This is a genomic window from Collinsella sp. CLA-SR-H006, from assembly GCF_040097075.1.
Taxonomy (GTDB): Bacteria; Actinomycetota; Coriobacteriia; order Coriobacteriales; family Coriobacteriaceae; genus Collinsella.
Genome location: NZ_JBBNPD010000006.1, coordinates 1 through 21,427 on the forward strand (window position 1 = coordinate 1; position 21,427 = coordinate 21,427).

At 59.8% G+C, this 21,427-nt stretch carries 17 protein-coding genes; 8 read left to right on the top strand and 9 right to left on the bottom strand.

The genetic code is table 11. From position 1 onward, the window contains the following. The first annotated feature begins 608 nt into the window (after positions 1-608). The 5 genes from ppk1 (at position 609) to AAA069_RS04625 (ending at position 6,767) form a co-directional block, all read left to right on the top strand. Entirely contained in the window at positions 609-3,011 is a 2,403-nt protein-coding gene (gene ppk1, locus AAA069_RS04605; protein WP_349127686.1) for a polyphosphate kinase 1, read from the top strand. Positions 3,012-3,109: 98 nt separating this feature from the next. Further along, positions 3,110-4,438 carry a 23S rRNA (uracil(1939)-C(5))-methyltransferase RlmD gene (rlmD, locus tag AAA069_RS04610; RefSeq protein ID WP_349127687.1) on the top strand — a complete coding sequence of 443 codons (1,329 nt, stop codon included), beginning with the start codon at positions 3,110-3,112 and terminating at the stop codon, positions 4,436-4,438. A 105-nt stretch (positions 4,439-4,543) separates the two neighbouring features. Further along, positions 4,544-5,086, top strand: coding sequence for a DJ-1 family glyoxalase III (locus AAA069_RS04615; protein ID WP_055287259.1), 543 nt, complete (start codon positions 4,544-4,546; stop codon positions 5,084-5,086). Continuing rightward, positions 5,083-5,664, top strand: coding sequence for a Maf family protein (locus AAA069_RS04620; protein ID WP_055309802.1), 582 nt, complete (start codon positions 5,083-5,085; stop codon positions 5,662-5,664). Before AAA069_RS04615 ends, AAA069_RS04620 begins: the two co-directional genes overlap by 4 nt. A 101-nt stretch (positions 5,665-5,765) precedes the next feature. Beyond that, positions 5,766-6,767 carry a P1 family peptidase gene (locus AAA069_RS04625; RefSeq protein ID WP_349127688.1) on the top strand — a complete coding sequence of 334 codons (1,002 nt, stop codon included), beginning with the start codon at positions 5,766-5,768 and terminating at the stop codon, positions 6,765-6,767. Positions 6,768-7,138: 371 nt separating this feature from the next. Here AAA069_RS04625 and AAA069_RS04630 read toward each other — a convergent pair whose 3' ends face one another. After that, on the bottom strand, positions 7,139-8,170 hold the full coding sequence (locus AAA069_RS04630) for a glycosyltransferase family 2 protein (RefSeq protein WP_215673854.1): 1,032 nt from the start codon (positions 8,168-8,170) through the stop codon (positions 7,139-7,141). Next, positions 8,163-9,365 (bottom strand): UDP-galactopyranose mutase, encoded by a 1,203-nt coding sequence (gene glf, locus AAA069_RS04635; protein WP_349127689.1) that lies wholly within the window; start codon positions 9,363-9,365, stop codon positions 8,163-8,165. Before glf ends, AAA069_RS04630 begins: the two co-directional genes overlap by 8 nt. Before the next feature lie 232 nt (positions 9,366-9,597). On the opposite strand from glf, the gene pta reads away from it, so the two are divergent. Next, positions 9,598-10,578: a phosphate acetyltransferase gene (gene pta, locus AAA069_RS04640; RefSeq protein WP_006234296.1), complete on the top strand. Its 981-nt coding sequence runs from the start codon at positions 9,598-9,600 to the stop codon at positions 10,576-10,578. 550 nt (positions 10,579-11,128) lie between these two features. On the opposite strand, the gene AAA069_RS04645 is transcribed toward pta, so the two are convergent. The 7 genes from AAA069_RS04645 to rnd all read right to left on the bottom strand — a co-directional run bounded on the left by AAA069_RS04645 (position 11,129) and on the right by rnd (position 17,961). Beyond that, positions 11,129-12,307, bottom strand: coding sequence for an acetate kinase (locus tag AAA069_RS04645; protein ID WP_349127690.1), 1,179 nt, complete (start codon positions 12,305-12,307; stop codon positions 11,129-11,131). Positions 12,308-12,471: 164 nt separating this feature from the next. Further along, the gene (locus AAA069_RS04650; protein ID WP_006234305.1) at positions 12,472-13,650 is read right to left on the bottom strand and encodes an acetate kinase; all 1,179 of its coding nucleotides are present in this window, start codon (positions 13,648-13,650) and stop codon (positions 12,472-12,474) included. A gap of 147 nt (positions 13,651-13,797) precedes the next feature. Then, entirely contained in the window at positions 13,798-14,133 is a 336-nt protein-coding gene (locus tag AAA069_RS04655) for a histidine triad nucleotide-binding protein (protein WP_035137921.1), read from the bottom strand. Positions 14,134-14,182: 49 nt separating this feature from the next. Next, entirely contained in the window at positions 14,183-14,449 is a 267-nt protein-coding gene (gene xseB / locus AAA069_RS04660; RefSeq protein WP_006234311.1) for an exodeoxyribonuclease VII small subunit, read from the bottom strand. Positions 14,450-14,491: 42 nt separating this feature from the next. Then, on the bottom strand, positions 14,492-15,943 hold the full coding sequence (gene xseA / locus AAA069_RS04665; RefSeq protein WP_349127691.1) for an exodeoxyribonuclease VII large subunit: 1,452 nt from the start codon (positions 15,941-15,943) through the stop codon (positions 14,492-14,494). Positions 15,944-16,058: 115 nt separating this feature from the next. Beyond that, positions 16,059-16,763 (bottom strand): zinc metallopeptidase, encoded by a 705-nt coding sequence (locus AAA069_RS04670; RefSeq protein ID WP_006234314.1) that lies wholly within the window; start codon positions 16,761-16,763, stop codon positions 16,059-16,061. 64 nt (positions 16,764-16,827) lie between these two features. After that, positions 16,828-17,961 (bottom strand): ribonuclease D, encoded by a 1,134-nt coding sequence (rnd, locus tag AAA069_RS04675; RefSeq protein ID WP_148345575.1) that lies wholly within the window; start codon positions 17,959-17,961, stop codon positions 16,828-16,830. Positions 17,962-18,059: 98 nt separating this feature from the next. Here rnd and AAA069_RS04680 point away from each other — a divergent pair, with 98 nt between their 5' ends. Continuing rightward, positions 18,060-18,977 carry a diacylglycerol kinase family protein gene (locus AAA069_RS04680; protein WP_138339781.1) on the top strand — a complete coding sequence of 306 codons (918 nt, stop codon included), beginning with the start codon at positions 18,060-18,062 and terminating at the stop codon, positions 18,975-18,977. A gap of 408 nt (positions 18,978-19,385) precedes the next feature. Then, positions 19,386-21,317: a C69 family dipeptidase gene (locus AAA069_RS04685; protein WP_138339782.1), complete on the top strand. Its 1,932-nt coding sequence runs from the start codon at positions 19,386-19,388 to the stop codon at positions 21,315-21,317. Positions 21,318-21,427 lie beyond the last annotated feature (110 nt).

A 21,427-nucleotide genomic window follows, 5' to 3' on the forward strand; every position in this document is an offset into this window, starting at 1 on the left:
CAGACCTTCCTGAGCTTGCCGATCTCGGAAGGCACGTGCAGACCTTTCGTCATGGCCTCCTACCTTTCTTTCGGGCCTTTCGGCCGAATCTCTCAGCGCCCTTCCATAGCGGACGCTGCTTGCTGACAGCTCTAGTTATATCCAAATTCCACCCGCAATTCCACCTCGCCCCCGAACGGTCAACAAAGTGCGATGAACGGTATATCGCATGAGATTCCCCCATAATGTACTTCGGCGTTCTAAAGTAACTTTTCTAAGGTAAACGCTCTTTTTTCCTAAAAACTATTTGCAATTGCATCTCTAAACTTTTGATTCAGAATTGCATAGCTAAATCGGTTTTATGTATATAAATGATGTTTGTTTACGTTTCCGCCTGCATTCAATGATATTCAGCTATCCATCATTCTTATTCACACTTACGTACCAGTTGAGTGAGGATATAGACCGCTTGCAGACGAGCAGGGCGTCAGTCCTATGACTTGTCAGCGTAAGAAGTAGGTAAAGATACCGTTCGCACAATACGTCCGTGCCACAAGTCGACTAAATTGAGACAATAGTGAATAGGGTTAGGCTACCGTCCCCTGCGGGGACTGAACGGACAGATGCATATGCCGAGCAAAATCGAAAAAAAGCAAGCCGCCGCAAAGCTGCGCAAACCGCCTCGCGACTTCTCGTACACGCAGAACCGAGAGCTCAGCTGGCTACGCTTTGACAACCGTGTGCTTGACGAAGCCTTCGATGAGACCGTTCCGCTGTTCGAGCGTCTAAAGTTCGTATCGATTTTCGAGTCTAACCTCGACGAGTTTCTCATGGTGCGCGTGGGCGGCCTGTCCGATCTGGCAGAGCTCAAAAAGCAACCTGTCGACAACAAGAGCAATATGACCGCCTCCGAACAGGTCGATGCTGTCATGGCCGAAATGCCCGGGCTCCTTACCCGTTGGGAGTCCATCTTTAAGAGCATCGAGGGCAAGCTCGACACCTTGGGCGTTCACCGCGCCCGCATCGATTCGCTTACGCCCGAGGAGCGCACCTTTGTAACCCGCTACTTCCAGGCCTACGTGTCACCGGTCATCTCGCCGCTGGTCATCGATCCTCGCCACCCCTTCCCCAACCTGCGCAATGGCGCGCTCTATCTGGCCTGTGGTCTGGACGGTGCCACCGACGAGGAGAGCCTGCTGGGCCTTATCGAGATTCCCGCCTCGATGAACCGCGTGGTCGAGATCCCCTCGCCCACCGGCACCTACTCCTACATCTTGCTCGAGGACGTCATCCTCGCCTGCCTGGACAGCTGCTTTGGCTCCTATAAGCCGCTGGATCGTGCGCTGATCCGCGCCACCCGCAACGCTGACATCGATCCGGACGGCGAGGGCGTCGAGGAGGAAGAGGACTACCGCCAGCACATGAAGCGCATTCTCAAGAAGCGCCTGCGCCTGCAGCCGGTAGTGCTCGCGGTCTCGGGATCGCTCGAGAAGGCGACGCTCAAGACTATCCGCAAGGCGCTCGAGCTTTCGCGTCGCTCGGTCTTTACCTGCGATATCCCGCTCAACCTGGGCTACGTCTTTGGCATTGAGGGCAAGATTCCCGAGCACCTGCGCAACGAGCTGCTCTTTACGCCGTTTAAGCCGCAGCCCAATCCCACCATCGACATGACCCGCTCCATCCGCGAGCAGGTGCTGCAGCACGACAAGCTGCTCTTCTACCCTTACGAGGCCATGAACCCGTTCTTGGACCTGGTGCACGAAGCAGCCTACGACCCCGAGTGCATCTCGTTGCGCATCACGCTCTACCGCGTGGCCAAGCAGAGCCGCCTATGCGAGTCGCTGATCGATGCTGCCGAGAACGGCAAAGAGGTCACGGTGCTCATGGAGCTCCGCGCACGCTTTGACGAGCAGAACAACATCGAGTGGGCCGAGCGCCTGGAAGAGGCCGGCTGCACCGTCATCTATGGTTCCGAGGGCTTTAAATGCCACTCAAAGATCTGCCAGCTCACCTATCGCGAGGGCATGGCGCTAACGCGCCTCACACTTTTGGGCACCGGCAACTTTAACGAGAAGACGGCCAAACTCTACAGCGACTTTATGCTCATGACAGCCCATCCCGGCATCGGCGAGGACGCCAACCTGTTCTTCCGCAACCTGTCGCTGGGCAACCTGCGCGGCGACTACCGCTTCCTGGGTGTGGCGCCCGTCGGACTGAAACCGCTCATCATGCGCGGGCTTGACCGCGAGATCCAGCGCGCCCTTGCCGGCGAGCCCGCCCGCGTGTTCTTTAAGCTCAACTCGCTGACCGACCGCGAGGTTATCGACAAGATCGCCGAGGCATCGTGTGCCGGCGTGCGCGTAGACATGATCATCCGAGGCATCTCGTGCCTCAAGCCCGGTGTTCCGGGCAAGACCGAGAACGTGCATGTCCGCTCCATCGTCGGACGCTTTTTGGAGCACGCGCGCGTCTATGCTTTCGGCGTGGACTCGGACATGATTTACCTGAGCTCGGCAGACATGATGACGCGCAACACCGAGCACCGCGTGGAGATTGCCTTCCCCGTGCTCGACCCCACCTGCCGCGCCCTGGTGCACGAGTACATGGGCATGCAGCTGCGCGACAACGTGAAGGCCCGCAGCCTCACGAGCGACGGCACCTGGGTCCCCGTGGAGCGTGCAGAGGGTGAGAAACCCTTCAACTCACAGGAAGCCCTGCTGGAGCGCGCCTATCGCAACGCCGAGGCCGCGCCCGAGCCCGTCATTGAGGCGGAACCTGCCTCCGAGGCCGAGCCGCAGCCAGTAGCACCCAAGGTCCAAGAGGTCCAGGCGACCGTCATTGAGCCCGAGCCTGCACCTGCACCTCAGCCCGATCCGCAGGTCACCAAGCCCGCACCCGAGACGAGCGCCCGTCGCGATAAGCCCGCTGGCAAGACCAAGGCCATCGAGCGCCATCGCCCCGGCCGCGTGCGCATGGGCCTGGGTCTGATCGGCCTGGGTCTTAAGACGCTCATTACCGGCAAGACGAAATAGTCGTTTGTAGAAGCAGTTTGTAGAAGCGCCCCGCATTTGAGGAAAGCCTCGGATGCGGGGCGCTTTTCCCTGCTACCATGGTGCGAACAACAACGCGAATGACAGGCAGGAATATGAAGCTCACTATAGAATCGATGACCTACGGCGCCGACGGGCTGGCGCACGCCGACAACGGCAAGGCCGTCTTTGTGCAGGGTGCCGTGGCAGGCGACACCGTCGAGGCCGAGGTCGTACAGGACGGCAAGTCATTCATGCGCGCCCGCACCACCGAGATTCTGGAGCCAAGCCCCAATCGCATTCAGCCTCCCTGCCCCTTCGTGGGCATCTGCGGCGGCTGCTCGTGGGGCAATCTCTCACGCACGGCACAGCTCGCCGCCAAGGAGCAAAACCTGCGCTCCACGCTCGAGCGCATCGGCAAGTTCGCTCCTGAGCTGGCAGATGAGTTGGTACAGCCCATCTGCCACACCAAGGACGACTGGGGCTACCGCAATAAAATCGAGCTCAAACCGACCGTCGTCAACGGTCGCGTGCGCCTTGGCATGCACGGTGTCGACCCCAGCAAAATCGTGACCGTCGATATGTGTCCGCTGTTCGATAAGCGCTTCCCGAAGGCACTCAAATCGGTCGTCGGCGCACTCAACTATCTAAGCGGCAGCCATGACTTGGGGCTCGAACGCGTGGGCATTCGCGCATCGCGCCGCACCAAGGCACTCGAGGTCGCACTCTGGACGCCCACAGGCTCTTTTCCGCGCTCGCAGGTCTCCCGCGTGCTGGCGGACGCCGCTCATCCTACGAGCATCGTACGCGTGATGAGCAAGGGCGAAAAGAAGGCCCGCCGTGTCTCCAAGGTCGAAATGCTCGCCGGAGAGGGCTCATGGACCGAGAATATCGCCGAGGATCAGATGCGCTTGTCTGCCCCGTCTTTTTTCCAGGTCAACACCAAGGGTGCCGAGATTTTGATCGATCTTGTCATGGAAGCGCTCGACCCGCAGGAAGACGAGCTTGCCGTGGACCTGTACTGCGGTGCCGGCACCTTTACCCTGCCGCTCGCCCGCCGCTGCGACTTTGTCGCTGCCGTCGAGGCCTACGGCCCCGCCGTGCGCGATCTACGCCGTAACCTGGAAATCAACAAGCTTGATAACGTCGACGTCATTGGCGGAGACGCGGTGCGCGAGTTCCCCGACCAGGATGCCGACATCTTGGTGGTCGACCCGCCGCGCGCAGGCCTCGCCCCCGAGGCGATCGGCCTTATCGCCAGCACGAGTGCCCGCGATGTCGCCTACGTGAGCTGCGACCCGGCCACCCTGGCGCGCGATCTCAAACGCTTTGTCGAAGAAGGCACCTTCTCCCCCGTAAAGATCACGCCAGTCGACCTGTTCCCACAAACCTTCCACTGCGAGACCGTCGTCCACCTTAGGCGCAACTAGCCGCTTAATCATTGCTCAGAAAATCATTGGGAAATCGAGCGTGGCAAGCGGAGGTCTTCGGGGTATAAGACGGCTAATTGTATGCCGCCTATGAAAGGAACCCTCATGCCCAGCGTTGCCGTTCTCGCCGCCGATGGCTTTGAAACTATTGAATGCTTGACCATGGTCGATGTCATGCGTCGCGGCGGCGTGCGTGCCACGCTCGTCTCGATCATGCCCACGCGCGAGGTCGTAAGCTCGCTGCAGATCCCCGTGACCTGCGATGCGCTCTTTGATGAGATCAACTTTGACGAGTACGACTGCGTCGTGCTGCCCGGCGGCCTGCCCGGTGCCACCAACCTGCGCGCAGATCAGCGCGTCTGCGACGTGGTCTGCGAGTTCGCCGCAACCAAGCACGTCGCCGCCATCTGCGCCGCCCCGTTTATCCTGGGCGAGCTCGACCTGCTCGAGGGGCGCCATGCCACGTGCTTCCCTGGCTTTGAGAAAAGCTTCCCCGAAGGCGCCTATACCGGCGAGAAGGTCACGCAAGACGGCAACATCATCACTGCCAGCGGCATGGCACAGTCCCTCCCCTTTGCATTGGAGCTGCTGCGCACGCTCGCCGGCGACAAGGCCGTCGAGAAGGTCGCCGAGGGCATCCAACTATGATTTTGGCTTCGCAATCGCCGCGCCGCATAGAGCTGATGCGCGAGGCAGGCTACAACATTCGCGTGATTCCCGCGGATATCGACGAAACGCCCTTTGATGGCGAGGCCCCGCTCACGCTTGTCGAGCGCTTGGCACGCGCCAAGGCGGCTGCCGTTGCTGCCGAGTATGCCGAGCCCAATGAGCTGACGGTCGCGGCCGACACCATCGTCACCTTTGACGGCAAGATTCTGGGCAAGCCGGCAACCGAGGACGAGGCGCGCACTATGCTCCGTGAGCTTTCGGGCCGCACGCACCAGGTCGCAACCGGCGTCTGCATCGTTAAGGCAGGCGATACGGCCGCCCCGCATGCCGCCGAAAGCCTGTCCTTTGTCGATGTGACCGACGTGACGTTCTACGAGCTCACCGACGAGCAGATCGAGCACTACGTCGCCTCGGGTGAGCCCATGGACAAGGCCGGCGCCTACGGCATTCAGGGCACAGGAGGACGCATGCTCGTGCACGATATTTCGGGCGACTTCTATAACGTGGTGGGCCTACCCATCGCCCGCGTCGCGCGCGCGATTCAAAAACTCTCGTAATTGCATCTGGCGCTGGGTATCCCCCGGCGCCTACAATTTTGGCGTACCGTACGGATCCCGACCGGGCACAAGGCGCGGCGGAAAACCGATAGGAGTTAAACATGGATACACTGCTCGAGGCCATTGACGTCTGCGATGTCGATGGCTTTTGCTATGGCAACTATACGGACGAGGAGGCCGGCACCGGTTGCACCGTAATCGTGGCACCCGAGGGCGCCACCGGCGGCGTTGACGTTCGCGGCGGTGCTCCAGCATCGCGCGAAACCGACCTGCTGCGACCCGAGAACACCGTCGACAAGGTCCACGCCGTCTGCCTTTCGGGTGGATCGGCCTTTGGCCTCGAGGCTGCAAGCGGCGTCGCTCGCGAGCTTGAGAGCCGCGGCATCGGCCTTCCCGTCGGCCCCACGCAGGTGCCTATCGTGTGCTCCAGCTGTATCTTCGACCTCGCCTTTGGTAACCCCACCGTGCGCCCCGACATTGAGGCCGGCATCGCCGCCGTGCGCGAGGCGCTCGACAATACCCCCGCAACACTCGAGCAGGGCAATGTGGGCGCCGGCACGGGTGCCACCGTCGGAAAACTCATGGGGCCCGCCACCTGCATGAAGGCCGGCCTTGGCGCTGCCGCCGTGGCGCTCGGTCCCGTTAAGGTAGGCGCCGTGGTTTCGGTCAACGCCTGCGGCAATGTTATCGACCCCTTCACCGGCGAGTGGGTTGCCGGCATGCGCGCCGCAGCCGATAGCGACCAGATCGTCGACATGGAGCTCGCCGCCCTTGCCGCCGCCGGCTCCATGCAGATGCCGCTCGACCGCACCAACACCACCATCAGCTGCATCATCACCAACGTTGAGCTCACCAAGGCCCAGGCCACCAAGGTCTCCCAGATGGCAGCAGACGCCTATGCGCACGCCATCCGCCCCACACACACCACCAATGACGGCGACACCATCTACACCCTCGCCAGCGGCAAACTGGGTGCCCAGGCAAGCGCCGCCGTTCCCCTAGACCTGCTGGGCATGCTCGCCGTAAGGGCCCTGGAAACCGCCATCGTAAACGGAGCCAAAACCGCCAAAACCTCCCACGGCATCCCGGGTGCCGCAAAGTAGCCTAACCTGACCGGTTGCCCGGTGGGGCTTGGTTATGTTTGCTGCTCTACAGTCCTGGCTCGCACGAAGAGCACATTAAGTGCTCTTCGGCTCGTGCGGAACTCGCGACAAACATAACCAAGCCCCACCGGGCAACCTACCAACCAAGTCTTTTCAGCCCAGGCCCCTGTGTACCGCGCGTCTAAGATCTTCAAATTCAGGCAGCCTGACAATCGATTCTTATAGCAGAGGCCCCTTGGCCTTTAGTTTGATACAAGTTCCGCACGAGCCGGAAAGCACTTAATGTGCTTTCCGTGCGAGCAGGACTGTTCGCAGTAGCAAACTAAAGGCCAAGGGGCCCAGTCAACCTATCAGCAGCGATTACTCAGCAGTTAGTTGAATTTGAAGATCTTTGAGGCAAGATGGTATAGGCCGAGTGTGGTTTTGTCTCCGGCCCGTCCACGCAGGTTGGTAAAGAATCCGACCACGCCGTAGCGAGCGCGACGATACATGCGCTCGTCGTACTCCTTCAGGTCCTTCCACAGCGTCTTCAGGCGCTCATCGGCGCAATCTTCCTCGGAAAGTTTGGTGAGCACCGAACAAATGGCCATCATCATGGTGAAGTAGCCCATCATGTACGAACGCAGACGCGAGGACTCAACGTCCTGGTACAGGTGGAACGATTCCATCATGATGCGCGTTACGCGGAACTGCTGACCCAGACGCTTGACCATCGTGGCCTCATTGACGCTCTGGCCCTCGCGACCGATAAAGTAGCGATAGAGGTCGATGTCGGCGTAGTACATGGTCTTGCAGCGCGGCAGCGGCACGTATGCGTAGATATTATCCACGTAGAACGTGTGTGCCGGCATAGGCAGATTGGACTCGCGCAGCACATCGGTGCGATAGCACAGACTGTGCATGAGCAGGTTCTGATCGGGACGGAAGTGTCCGATCTGGTCCCAAGAGAAAATCTTTTTGCGCGGCAGGGCAAACTTGTAGCCAATAGCGGTATGCGTGCCCTCGTAAACCTTCTCGTACACGTAGTTCGAGATAAACAGGTCGACGCGCTGGTCGCGCTCCTCAAAGCCACGCAGAATCGACAGCATGGTCGAAAGCGCCGCACCGTCGAGCCAGTCGTCCGAGTCGACAACCTTGTAGTAGGTGCCCTGCGCCTCACGCAGACCCGAAAGGACGGCAATACCGTGGCCGCCGTTCTCCTGGTGAACCGCGCGGATGATACCGGGATAACGGGCCTCCCACTCGTCAGCCTTGGCGGCCGTCTCGTCCTTGGAGCCGTCGTCCACCACGATAATCTCGATATCGGTGGCGTAATTGCTCCCCTCCAAGATGGAGGTGATGCAATGGTCCATGTCCTTGGCGGCGTTATACGAGGGAATACCGAATGTTATGACTTTATGCATGGCAGGCGATAATCTCATCCGAAAGATCGAGGGCGGAATTGGTCACGGCGTCCATATCGTAGTAACGATACTCGGCCAGACGACCCACCGGGTGGAAGTTCGTCAGGTTCTGGACGCGCTCAAGATAGCGCTCGTAGAGCTCACGGTTCTCGGGCTCCAGGATAGCGTAGTACGGGGTCTCGCCCGAGCCGGGCGTATAGGCCTTGGAGTACTCCTTCATAATGGTGGTCTTGCCGGGCAGGACCTGACCGGTCATGTTCTTGAACTCGGTGATACGCGTGTAGTCCTCGCTCGTAGTGTAGTTGACGGTGCCCACGGGCTGGAACTGGTCCATATCGAGCGTCTCGAACTTCATATCGAGCGTGCGGTACGGCAGCGCGCCCAGGTCGAGGTTGAACAGCTCGTCGAGCGGACCGGTGTAGACGATCTCACCACCATAGACCTTGCCGTCAATCTTGACGGTGGTCTCGTCGATTTCAAAGAGGTCGCGGGCGTCCACGTCGCAGAACACATCAATCAGATCGTGATCGAGCATATGCTCGAACAGCGCGGTATAGCCGTCCTGCGGCATGCCCTGGAAAGGAGCCTGCGGGAAGTAGCGATCGTCATCGCCCACAAAGACGGGGACGCGGCCGGTGATCGAGGGGTCGATTTGATCGGGTGTCTGGCCCCACTGCTTCATGGTGTAATGCAAAAAGACGTTCTCGTAGACGTAATCGGCGACCTCGGCAAGATCCGGGTCGTTCTTCTTACGCAGCTCCATAATGGGCACCTTGACGTCCTTGCCAAAGGTCTCCACGAGCTTCTGATACAGCTCCTCGCCGCGCTCATCGCCAAAGGCGAGCTTGAGGCTCGTATGGTTAAAGGGCACGGGCATAAGGGTACCGTTGATGTTGGCGAGCACCTTGTGCTGGTAGTCCGTCCACTTGGTAAAGCGCGACAGGAAATTGTGGACGCGCTCGTTAAAGGTATGGTAGATGTGCGGACCATACTCGTGGACCAGGATTCCCGCCTCGTCAGTGCAGTCGAAGGCATTGCCCGCAATGTGGCTACGGCGTTCCAAAACGGCAACACGATAGCCGATAGTTTCGGCAAGACGGCGGGCGCAAACGGCACCGGCATAACCGGCGCCGACAACGATCATGTCGTACGCACCGGCATTAAAGCCTTCAGGCAGGCCTGAGGTAATCTGCATCGATACTCCTTGTCAAAAGCCACACGCTTTTTAACTGGGCTTTTTCTCGAACATACGTCGAGACATATTTATCAGAGCGATTATAGCGCTAATGCGTCCTATAATGAGCTTACCACACAAGGAAAGCTCAAGCACCGCGGCGTACATTATTGAAAGGTAAACCCGCTAGCAGCGGGTTTATTCGTGTACAGCCGAGGGCCTGGAGCTTAGCGAAACGCTTGTAAGGAGTAACATGAGCGATTTCCTAAACCGTATGAAGTCTGCCGCCAAGGCCGACCTTAAGACGATCGTCCTGCCCGAGGGCGAGGATCCGCGCACCATCGTCGCAGCCACCAAGATTATCGAGGAGGGCCTGGCCAAGATCGTCATCCTGGGCAACCCCGACGAGATTAACGTTCCCGGCGCTACCGTCATCGACCCGCGCAATGCCGAGAAGCACGAGGAGTACGCGCAGAAGTTTGCCGAGCTCCGCGCCAAGAAGGGTGTCACCATCGAGCAGGCTCGCGCCCAGGTGATGGACGCTACCTACTTTGGCACCATGATGGTCAAGATGGGCGATGCCGACGGCCTGGTCTCCGGCGCCTGCCACTCCACCGCCGACACCCTGCGCCCCGCGCTGCAGATCCTCAAGACCGCCCCGGGCACCAAGCTGGTCTCGGCCTTCTTCGTGATGTGCACCGACACCCCGCAGTTCGGCACCGACGGCACGCTGATCTTCGCCGACTGCGGCCTTAACATCAACCCGTCCTCCGACGAGCTCTCTGAGATCGCCATCGCTTCCGCTCACTCCTGGTCCACCTTCATGGGCAACGTCGAGCCGCACGTGGCCATGCTCTCCTACTCCACCATGGGCTCCGCCGGCGGCGAGGTCGCCAAGAAGGTCCAGGAGGCCGTGAAGTTCTGCAAGGAGAAGGCTCCCGAGCTCGCCATCGATGGCGACCTGCAGCTCGACGCCGCTATCGTCCCCACCGTCGCCCAGCTCAAGGCCCCCGGCTCCTCCGTCGCCGGCAAGGCCAACGTGCTCGTGTTCCCCGACCTCGAGGCCGGCAACATCGGCTACAAGCTTGTCCAGCGCTTCGCCGGTGCCGACGCTTACGGCCCCATCCTGCAGGGCATCGCCAAGCCGGTTAACGACCTTTCGCGCGGCTGCTCTGCCGACGACATCGTGGGTGTCGTGGCCATCACCGCCGTCCAGGCCCAGATGGCTGAGTAGCGGACATATCCCCTCGGGACCCTACAGGGTAAAGCTCTGAAAACGTCCTCGGACATGCATGAAACCCCCGCTGCGCACTTCGTGCGGCGGGGGTTTCATGCGTCCTGCGGAATATTTTCAGAGCTTTACCCTGTAGGGTCCCTGCCGCCACGTAGCAATCAGAGAATCCGGGGTGGACGGCGGCTTGGCTACGAGCTGGAGCTGAAAATCTGAATGGATGGGTGCCGTTGCTGGGAGCGCAGGCGTTGCTGATGATGATCACTTTGGAGATTGAAAGGCCGGTGGGCTTCGGCGGTTGTTGTGCCGGAAACTACATCCCAGTTTGGAGGCGGATTGTGGGATGTGGCTTCCGCTTGGGGCCTGTTTGGGAAACTTTGGGACGGAATTTTGCTTTATTGTGGGTCGCACTTTCCGCAACGTGCCTCAACCGGAAAGCGTGTCCCAGTATTTGCGCTCGAAATGGGATGGGGTTTCCGCCGTCCACCTGCTAGTAAAAAGGCCTCCGGAGCTGTTGCTCTGGAGGCCTTTCGTTTACTTGCAAATGCGCGCGTTAGTTGTTCTTGGTCAGGCGCTCGACGTCGTGGGCGATCATGTATTCCTCGTCAGTGGGGATGACCATGACCGTGACGGCGGAACCGGCGGCGCTGATGACCTGCGGGCCGTTGCCCACAGCCTCGCGGTTCTTGTTGTTGTCGATGCGTACGCCCAGCCACTCAAAGCAGTCGCAGAAGGCCTTGCGGATCGACCAATCGTTCTCGCCGATGCCGGCGGTAAAGGTGATGGTGTCCACGCCCGCCATGGAAGCGATCATGGAACCGGCCTGCTGCATGGCCTTGTATGCGAACATATCGAAGGCAAGCAGGCAGCGCTCATCGCCCTCGGAGGCGCGCGTGCGGATGTCGCGGGCGTCGTTGGAGATACCCGAAATGGCAAGCAGGCCGGACTGCTTGTTCATCATGTCGTCGACTTCCCGGTAGTTGTAACCGCCCTCGCGCTGCAGGTAGCATACGGTAGCCGGGTCAATGGAACCGCAGCGGGTACCCATCATCAGACCGTCAAGCGGCGTGAGGCCCATCGTGGTGTCGCGGCACACGCCGTCCTCGATAGCAGCAAGCGAAGCACCGTTACCCAAATGGCACGAAAGCAGACGGTGGCAGCGCGAACCCAGGATCTCCTTGGCCATCATCCACTCATAGCGGTGGCTCGTGCCGTGGGCGCCGTACTTGCGCACGTGGTACTTGTCGCACACGTCCTTGGGCAGCGCGTAGGTATAGGCGACCTCGGGCATGGTCATGTGGAACGAGGTGTCGAAGACCGCCACGTTGGGCAGCTCCGGATACTTCTCACGGCAATACTCAATCGCCGCGGCCTCGCCGTAGTTGTGCAGCGGAGCAAGCGGTGCCACCTCGAGAATCTTGGCCATGACCTCGTCGTCGACGACCGCGGAATCATCGAAGTGCCAGCCGCCCTGAACGATGCGATGCCCAATGCCATCAATCGTAAAGTCGGTCTTCTCGAGCTCCTCGAGCACACGAGCGATAGCAGAGCGATGATCGGGGAAAGGGACCTCCTCGGTCTGCTTGGCGCCACCGTTCTCGGAGTGGCCAAAGATGCCCATGTCCGAACCGATACGTTCGCAGTTGCCCTTGGCGAAAACCTCGCGGGTAACGGTATCCAAAAGCTGATATTTAAGGCTTGAGCTGCCGGCGTTGACAACAAGTACGTTCATGAGACTCCTTTGCAGTGCAATACGGTCGACGCAGACCCCTTAAGGCGGCCGCATTTTAATAAGAAGTTATCACAACTTGATAAATAGCTATCAAGCATATCGCCCAACGAGCACAAAAGAGGGGCCGAACGGCGCTCGGTCGTCCAGCCCCTCCCCTCTTGCAATTACTTGCCGTTGACGATGCGCTCGACGTCAGAAGCGATCATGAACTCCTCGTCCGTGGGAATGACGAAGATCTTGACCTTGGAATCCTTGGCAGACAGGCACCAAGCGCCGTCGCCACGCAGGGCGTTACGGGCATGGTCCATCTTGACGCCCATAAAGGCCAGACGGTCGGCAACGCCGGCGCGAACGGCCGGAGCGTGCTCACCGATGCCGGCGGTGAAGACCAGCGTGTCCATGCCGCACATGGAAGTGGCCATCTCGGCAGCCTTGGCGGCAATCTTGTAGACGAACATATCGAAGGCGAGCTGAGCCTCAGGGTCACCAGCAGCGGCGAGCTCCTCGACATTGCGGCAGTCGTTGGTCTTGCCGCCGGTCACAGCCAAAAGGCCGGACTTCTTGTTCATCATCTCGTCGACCTCGTCGAAGGTGTAGCCGCCCTCGCGCTGCAGGTAGCACACGGTAGCCGGGTCGATGGAGCCGCAGCGGGTGCCCATCATGACGCCGTCGAGCGGGGTGAGGCCCATGGTGGTGTCCATGCACTTGCCGTCCTCGATGGCGCACAGGGAGGCACCGGAGCCGATGTGGCACACGACGACCTTGCGGGCCTCGCCGTTGGTCATCTCGGCGACCTTCTTGGAGATGTAGCGGTAGCTGGTGCCGTGGGCGCCGTACTTACGGATGTGCAGCTTGTCGCAAACATCCTTGGGAAGGGCGTAGGTCTTGGCGACCTCGGGCATGTTGAAGTGGAAAGCGGTGTCGTAGACCGTGACGTTGGGCAGATCGGGATACTGCTCCAGGCAGTACTCGATAACGTTGGCCTCGGGGTTGTTGTGCAGCGGCGCCAGCGGGGCGACCTCGCGAATCTTGGCGAGGACGTCCTCGTCGACGAGGGAGGAATCACCAAAGTACCAACCGCCCTGAACGATACGGTGGCCGATGCCCTCGATCTTGACGCCGTTGGCCTCAAGGTCCTTCAGGACGACCTCGATGGCGACCTTGTGGTCGGGGAACTCGATGTTCTCGGTCACCTTCTTGGAACCGTTGGCAGCGTGGGTGAAGGTACCGCCGGTAAAGCAGACGCGCTCGCAGGAGCCCTTTGCGGACACCTTGTGGGACTTGGTATCGATGACCTGATACTTAAGGGTCGAAGATCCTGCGTTGACGACCAGAACGTTCATGTGTCTCCCTACTAACAGGCGGTGTGGCGCCGCCAGGTTACATACGCTTTAATAATAAACCCAAACGCCCTCGCGCTCGGGTTTATTGCGTTGATATATAAGTTATCGGTGCTTGAGCTTCCGTTTCATTGCAAGGAAAAAGCGCCCTCAGATGAGGTTCTCGCCCAGGTTCTTGCCACCGAGAACGTGCATGTGGAAGTGCATGACGGTCTGGCCGGCGTTGACGCCCTTGTTGGAGATGACGCGGAAACCGTCCTCCAAGCCCTTGGCCTTAGCGACCTCCTGGATGGCGTGAGCCATGGCGCCCATGGTCTCGGCAGGTACGTTGTCGGCGATGTCACTGTAGTGCTTCTTGGGGATCACGAGCGTATGGACCGGCGCCTGGGGATTGAGGTCGTCGAAGGCGATGACCTGGTCGTCCTCATAGACAACGGTCGAGGGGATCTCGTGGTTGGCAATTTTGCAGAAGATGCAATCGCACATGGTTGGTTCCTTTCTCACAGGCCAAGGTAATTATATTTGGTCGGGATGGTTAGAACGAGAGGTTGTCGTCGGTGTTGGCGGCTTCGCCATCGGCGAGCACGTCGTTGCCGTCGACGTCCTTAAGAAGCACCGAGACCTTCTGCTCGGCATCGGACAGGCGGGTGCGCAGGCTCTTGAGGAGCTCTACGCCGCGGGTATAGCTCTCGAGCGACTCCTCGAGCTCCATATCGCCCGACTCCAAGCTACGGATGATGAGCTCCAACTCCTGCGAAGCCTGCTTGTACGTAAGCTGCTCGACCGGGGTTTTCTCTGCCATATCTGTTTCCTTTCCTAGAGGTTTATCGCTATGAAACGCGGCCTACTCGACCGTATCGACCGTTGCCGCCACGTTGCCGTCTGCCATGCGCACGCGGATGGCGTCGCCGGGCTTAAAGGTCTTGGCGCTCGTGGCCACACCATCATCGCTGTACGCGATGGAATAGCCGCGAGCAAGCACCTTGAGCGGCGACAGGGCATCGAGTGAGGCTGCCGCACGGCCCAGGTCGGACGCGGGCTTGTTGAGCATCGTGCGCCCCTGATGCTCCAGACGGGAACTCGCAAGCGCGAGCGCATGGCGCTTACCATCGAGCCCCGAGGTGCTTGCAACCAGACGCTCGGGCAGGCGCTCAAAGTTGGAGCGGAATGTCCCGACCGAACGTACTATGGCGCCCGACAGGCGATCGGCAGTCAGCGCAAGCTCCGATTCGCGACGCTCGACCATAAACGTTGGGTCGTTGAGGCACGGGCGGCACGCAGCCGCATCGAGCGCATCGCCCAAGCGGGCCGTATAGGTATCCCAGGCGCGGCGACCGCGCTGGTCGAGCATCTCCAGATCAACCTGATTCGACCCAATCATCGATGCCATCGCGGCACCCAGACGCTGGTGGCGCGCCTCGAGCACGTCGGCCAACTCCGTCATAGCCGGCGCCACCGATTCTGCCGCCGCCGTGGGCGTGGAGGCGCGGCGGTCGCTCACCATGTCGCAAATCGAGGTATCGGGCTCATGGCCAATGCCGGTCACCACGGGCACAGGACAAGCCGCCACCGCACGGGCAAGCTCCTCGTCATTAAAGGTCATGAGGTCCTCAAAGGAGCCGCCGCCGCGCACCAGCAAGATGCAGTCGGGCGCCGGCGTGATGGCGGCGGCACGGCGCAGGCCCTCAATAAGCTCGGCCGGCGCACCCTCGCCTTGAACCTTGGCGCCCACGCAGACGAGCTCGACGAGCGGGTTGCGACGACGCAATGTGCGCTTGACGTCGTCGATTACGGCACCCGAAAGCGAGGTGACGACCGCCACGCGGGAGCAGAACACCGGGATGCGGCGCTTGCGCGCTTCGTCCATCAGGCCCTCGCGGCGTAGCTTTTCGGCCAGTTGCGCCACTTGTTGACGCAGCAGACCCTCCCCCGCCAGCGAAAACGAGCGAGCGACAAAGCTCATGCGGCCCGTGGCCTTATAGAGATTGAAGCTGCCCTTAAAGCTCACCTGCATACCGTCGCGCAGATCGAACGTGCGCTTGAGATAGGCACCCTTCCAAATGATGCAGTCAACGGCGGCCGAATCGTCCTTGATCTGGAAATAGCAGTGGCCGCTTCGGGCGTTAGGACCACGAAAACCCGTGACCTCGCCCAAGACGCTCAGCTGCGGAATGGCATCGAGCGCACCGGCGGCGATCTCCACCGCCTGGCTCACGCTGAGCTCCTTGCGCTCTTGCTCGTCCGAACCGTCGAACTCGGCGGAAACGGCATTACCGGTTAGGTTCCAGCCTGCCACGCAGCCTCCTTTCGTTATCGAGCACAGAGGCTCCGGCCCCGTGCGAAATTAAGTCCAACACATAGTACAGCGCCGCGAGGACACGAATCCCCGCGGCGCCTGCCTGTCCCATTTGTTATCGGTTGGAGTTTCTGTTGTAGCGAGCCATAAGGTAGAGCAACTGAATGATCGAAGTGAGCGCTGCAGCCACATAGGTAAGCGCGGCTGCCGTCAGTACCTTCTTGGCGCCGTTGACCTGCTTGGAGCTCATGCCCGACTGCTCGATGTACGCCACAGCACGTCGGCTGGCGTCAATCTCGACAGGCAACGTAACGAGTTGGAACAGCACACTAAACGAGAAGAAGATCAACGCGAGGGTCGTGAGCCCGGCAATGTTCATAAACAGGCCCAAGAGTAACACGATGGTCCAGGTGTTCTGGGTAAAGTTGACGACCGGCACGAGGGCGGTACGCACTTTCATCATGGCATAGCCGCTTTGACGCTGGGCGGCATGGCCCGCCTCGTGGCAGGCGACGGCAACGCTTGCGACCGAACCGCCCGAACGGTTGGCATCCGACAGATACAGGTTGTTGTCCTGCGGGTTGTAATGGTCGGTGAGCTCGCCAGCGACACCCTTGATACCCACGGCGCTACAACCGTTGGCATCGAGCATGCGGCGAGCGACTGTGGCACCCGTATCGCCGTCCGAGCGAACCTTGGACCAGGTTTTGTACGTCGAGTTGATATAGTTCTGTGCGGCAAGGCCAAGCACCGTGCAGACAAGAACAACCAGCAGGTACAGCGGGTCGATGCCAAAGCCGTATCCATAGTAATAAGGCATGCGAATTCCTCCGAGTCGAGTTACACGTTGGAGGCATTTTACCCACTCAACCGGCTAGGCTTCCCTACAGGAGCTCGATTTTGCCGTCCTTCACCGTCAACCCCATATTGCCGGAAAGCAGATCGTCCAGGCGCGAGCCCACAAGCTCAAAGCGCCAACCTTCGCGCAGGCGGCTCTGCTCGGGATGCTCAATGTAGTCGGCCAGGTCATCGCGCGAGGCAATGACCGAGGTCGCAACGCCTGAGCGCTCGGCAACCAGGCGGATAAGCGCATACATAAGGTCAGTCACGCTCTCCAGCTCCGGCGAAATCTGACGATGTCCGCGCACCAAGAGCGGCAGGCGATCGTGCGGACAGCTCGCACCGCGCTTGATGGCCATGAGCGCACCGTCCACGTCGCGCTCCCCCAATTGATCGGTACCGCGAATGCTACGGAACTCCTCAACGCGCACGGGATTGCGCTTAACGAGCGCTAGCAGCGTGTCGTCGGACATGACCCACTTGCGTGGGATGTTGCGCCGCTCGGCGCGGTCCTCGCGCCAGGCGGCGAGCTCGCGCGCGATACCCAGCTGATGACGGCTGCACGAATTGATGCGCTTGACCTTGCGGAACGCCTCGTGGCGATCGGCGCGATAGTGCGACTCGTCAGCCAGCGGGCGCAGCTCGTCGAGCACCCAGTCCACACGGCCCAGCTCGCGCAGGCGGCTCATCATCTCGGTATAGGCGACGATCAGGTACTTGACGTCATCGATCGCATACTCAATCTGCTTATCGGTCAGCGGGCGGCGCGACCAGTCGGTCAGTGACTCGGTCTTGGGCAGCGATACGCCGCAGAACGTCTGAACAAGCGCGCCATACGAAATCTGCTGGCGCTCGCCCAAAAAGGCGGCGGCGACCTGCGTATCGAAAATCGGTCGTGGCAGCACGCCCACGGTATGGAGCATGACCTCCATATCCTGCGAGCACGCGTGGAAGACCTTGGTCACGCTCTCGTCGGCCATAAGCTCGGCCAGCGGCGATAGGTCGTCGATTACCAGGGGATCGACCGCGACGCTCTCAGCAGGGGTGGCAATCTGAACCAAACATAGACGCGGATGGAACGTGCGCTCGCGCAAAAACTCGGTATCGACGGCAATCGCGTCGAACTCACGGGCGCGCTGGCAAAAGTCGAGTAGAGCCTGATGTGTGGAAATGTACATATCAACCCATCGAATAAGGTTAGGCCCGAAAAACACGGGTAGGATATCGGCATTGCCTTACAACTATACTCGGTTAGTCACAGAACGGGAACGTAAGTATGCGCTGCCTTATCATCCACAACCCGGCATCGGGCCCCAGCTCAGATGAAATCTTCGCATTCACGCACGCCCTTGCACAGGGCGGCGACGAGGTCGTGATGCGCTTTATCGGCGATGGCATGGAACCCGAGGACGCCGTGGCAGACGTGCGCGAGTTTGACCGCGTGGTCGTTTCGGGCGGCGACGGCACTGTCTCCAACGTGCTCGACCAGATGCGCGGATGCGGTGTCCCCACGCTCGTCTTCCCCTCCGGTACGGCCTGCCTGTTCTTCAACAACATCGGCAATGCCCCCGAGGCGGCGGCGCTCGCCAAGGCCTGCCGTGCCGGTCGCACGGTCAAAGTCGACATGGGCGAGCTCTTTTGGCTCGACGAGAACGGCAACGAGAAGCGCCACGGCTTCATCATCATCGCCGGCTCGGGCTTCGACGCCGAGATCATGATGAAGGCCGCCCCCACCAAAAACGACATCGGCGAGATCGCTTACTTCCTCTCCGCGCTCGCCACGCCCAATCCCACGGTGGCGCACTTTACGATTGAGCATGACGGCATTGTCGAGGAGCTCGACGGCATCTGCTGCATGGCCGGCAACACCTCGGTCATCCAAAACGACATCAACCTGTTCCCCGACTGCCGTATGAACGATGGCATGGTCGACATTGCGGTCATCGAACCCGTAAAAACTGTGCAGCTTCTACCGACTGTGATCACCGCCGCACTCGACCCCGCCGGCAAGGTACTCGGCCGCCCGCAGTTCAAGATCATCCAGACCAAGGAAGCCAAGATCACCTGCACCCCGTCGCTGGGCATGCAGTTCGATGGCGAGATTATCTCCAGCAATTCGGGCGTCTTTGGAGCCCGCGCGCTTCCGCAATGCCTCGACCTCATCGTCGACGAATTCTCCCCGCTCGGAAAATAGGAGGACCCTATGAACGACAATCCCCTGCTCGGCTTTATCATCATCGTTTTGGCCATGCTCGTCGGCTATGCGATCAACGTGATCCACCGCCGGAAGAAGTAATTCCACATTGGTATGATATTCATCCAATTATCGTCTCCCCTGCTGTTTATGCATTTGCCAAACAGCGGGGGATTTTCTTTGCGCCCCGTGCAAGGCGCTTTATTCAGGTAATGTAATTGCAGGACGTCTTTATTAAAGTAAAGCTACAAACCGAGTATAAGTAACCACTCATCGCATATTTCATTACGCTTATCGAGTAAGTTTCTTTCATAGATGAATATTGTTTCCAGTTCGTTACGCTAATGGGGTGTCTTTATTGGCTGAAGCTCTCTGGCAACGGAGAGCTTTCGCACGCTGGGAGGGAAAATGAGGAAAACTCACCCCGTCAACGCGCTCAAAAAGCTTGGCATAGGCCTCGCCTTTGGAGCTGCAACCATCATGTCCATGCCGACGTCTGCGCTCGCCTGCACGCAGATCTACATGGGCGGCAAGCTCACGGCGGACGGCAACACGTACTACGGCCGCGCCGAGGACTTTGGCAAGCGCTATCTTAAGCACTACGGCATCGAACCTGCCCACGAACCCGGCTTTAAGTACAGCTCGATTGAATCTGCTTTTGAATACACTTCGAACAAGCCTACCTATCGCTACAGCTATGTACGCGACCACCCCTCCAACTGGATGGGTCGCACCGACGCCTACTCCGAGGCCGGCATCAACGAGAAGGGCGTCTCCTGCTCCGCCACGCTAAGCACCTCCTATAACGAGGAGGCCGCTGCAGCAGACCTCATCGATGAGGAAGTGGGTCTGGGCGAGTACAGTTACGGCAGCATCATCCTGGGCGAGAGCGCCACGGCCCGCGAGGGCGTCGAGCTCCTCGGCAGCCTGATCGATGATCAAGGCGTCTGCACCAACGACCAGATCATCATCGCCGACAACAACGAGACCTGGCTGTTCGCCACACTTTCCGCCCATCAGTGGATCGCCATGAAGCTCGCTGACGACGTCGCGTCGCTCAACCCTAATATCGGGAGCCTCAACTACGATGTCGACCTCAATGACACCGAGAATTGCCTCCACTCTGAAAAGATCCAATCCATGCCCGAAGAAAAGGGTTTCGCCAAATACTCCGCTGACGGCAAATTCGATGTCGCCCAAACGTATGGCGAAAGCCTCGCCGATTCCGGCGTAAACCAGTGGTCCCGCTATGTGCAAGGCCGCGATTATTTTGGTAGTCAGCTGACCGAAGGCACAGATTACGACATTATCACAGTAAAGGAGAAAGGAAAACCTGACCAAAAGGGAGCCATGGTCAGCGAAATCCAGCCCCTGTTCTTCAAGCCTGGCAAGTCTGGTTGGAGCACTTTCGAGTTGATTCGCGCCTTCGGCAACCGCGGCGAGAACGTCCCTGGCCTCAACGCGAACACTGATGGTGTTTATTGCATCGGCAGCGAGCGCAACACCGAGATCAACCTCTTCCAGATTCGTCGCGGGTATGACCCCGAAGTCGCTACCATCCAGTGGGAAATGCTCTCCCGCGCCGCGTACTCCGTCGCCATCCCGTTGTACTCCGCTCTGATAACTGAGGTCAGCCCGTACTTCAGCGATCAGACCGTCTCCTTCGATCACTGCAAACAGACTGACGTCGTGTACAACGAGGAGCCCGAGAACTCAATCAACTACGTCCTCATGGACATCAGCTCGCTCTGCTTTGAGAACCCTGACACCCTTGGTATCAGCGTCCGTGCCTACCTCGATGCGCTCCAGAACGAGCTCATCGAGCAGAACAAGGAAGTTGACGCCGCCATGCTAGCCGAGACGACCACCGAGGGCCGCACTGCCCTGGCCAACAAGGCCGGCAAGGCTGCTACCGAGAACACCTACAAGAAGTGCAAGGCCCTGCTCCAGGAGATGCGCGCCTATCAGAAGGCCGAAAACTTCGACCAGCCCTTCACCCCGAGCGACCTGAACACCGAGACCAACGGCCTCAAGGTGTCCATCACCTACGCCAAGGACGCTCTTGCCACCGACCCGGTAACCCCGGATCAGCCTGGTACTCCTGAGCAGCCCGGTACCCCCGAGCAGCCCGCTAAGCCCGAGCAGCCCACCACCAAGCCCGAGAAGCCTGGCAAGTCGGACACCACGACCACGGTAACCACCAACAAGACGAACACCAAGGGCGGCCTGCCCACCACCGGTGATCGTTTTGATGGCCGCATGGTGGCCGCATTCGCCATCGCTGGCGTTGCCGTCATCTCCGCGGGCGGTTACTTCCTCTACCGTCGCAATAAGGAGTAACGTCTTAGCTGAGCGGACAAGGCAGCAATGGCAGCCTCGCCCGCTCAGCCCGCTCTTTTGACCGGCGGGAAACCCGCCTGAAATCTTTTTAAAAAAGATTTCCCCGCACA

Excerpts from the sequence above, each read along its gene's own strand:
- AAA069_RS04670 (WP_006234314.1), bottom strand. The coding sequence starts at position 16,763 with ATGCCTTATTACTATGGATACGGCTTTGGCATCGACCCGCTGTACCTG.
- AAA069_RS04615 (WP_055287259.1), top strand. The coding sequence starts at position 4,544 with ATGCCCAGCGTTGCCGTTCTCGCCGCCGATGGCTTTGAAACTATTGAA.
- rlmD (WP_349127687.1), top strand. The coding sequence starts at position 3,110 with ATGACAGGCAGGAATATGAAGCTCACTATAGAATCGATGACCTACGGC.
- rnd (WP_148345575.1), bottom strand. The coding sequence starts at position 17,961 with ATGTACATTTCCACACATCAGGCTCTACTCGACTTTTGCCAGCGCGCC.
- AAA069_RS04655 (WP_035137921.1), bottom strand. The coding sequence starts at position 14,133 with ATGTGCGATTGCATCTTCTGCAAAATTGCCAACCACGAGATCCCCTCG.
- ppk1 (WP_349127686.1), top strand. The coding sequence starts at position 609 with ATGCCGAGCAAAATCGAAAAAAAGCAAGCCGCCGCAAAGCTGCGCAAA.
- AAA069_RS04620 (WP_055309802.1), top strand. The coding sequence starts at position 5,083 with ATGATTTTGGCTTCGCAATCGCCGCGCCGCATAGAGCTGATGCGCGAG.
- AAA069_RS04625 (WP_349127688.1), top strand. The coding sequence starts at position 5,766 with ATGGATACACTGCTCGAGGCCATTGACGTCTGCGATGTCGATGGCTTT.
- glf (WP_349127689.1), bottom strand. The coding sequence starts at position 9,365 with ATGCAGATTACCTCAGGCCTGCCTGAAGGCTTTAATGCCGGTGCGTAC.
- AAA069_RS04630 (WP_215673854.1), bottom strand. The coding sequence starts at position 8,170 with ATGCATAAAGTCATAACATTCGGTATTCCCTCGTATAACGCCGCCAAG.
- xseB (WP_006234311.1), bottom strand. The coding sequence starts at position 14,449 with ATGGCAGAGAAAACCCCGGTCGAGCAGCTTACGTACAAGCAGGCTTCG.
- pta (WP_006234296.1), top strand. The coding sequence starts at position 9,598 with ATGAGCGATTTCCTAAACCGTATGAAGTCTGCCGCCAAGGCCGACCTT.
- AAA069_RS04680 (WP_138339781.1), top strand. The coding sequence starts at position 18,060 with ATGCGCTGCCTTATCATCCACAACCCGGCATCGGGCCCCAGCTCAGAT.
- AAA069_RS04645 (WP_349127690.1), bottom strand. The coding sequence starts at position 12,307 with ATGAACGTACTTGTTGTCAACGCCGGCAGCTCAAGCCTTAAATATCAG.
- AAA069_RS04685 (WP_138339782.1), top strand. The coding sequence starts at position 19,386 with ATGAGGAAAACTCACCCCGTCAACGCGCTCAAAAAGCTTGGCATAGGC.
- AAA069_RS04650 (WP_006234305.1), bottom strand. The coding sequence starts at position 13,650 with ATGAACGTTCTGGTCGTCAACGCAGGATCTTCGACCCTTAAGTATCAG.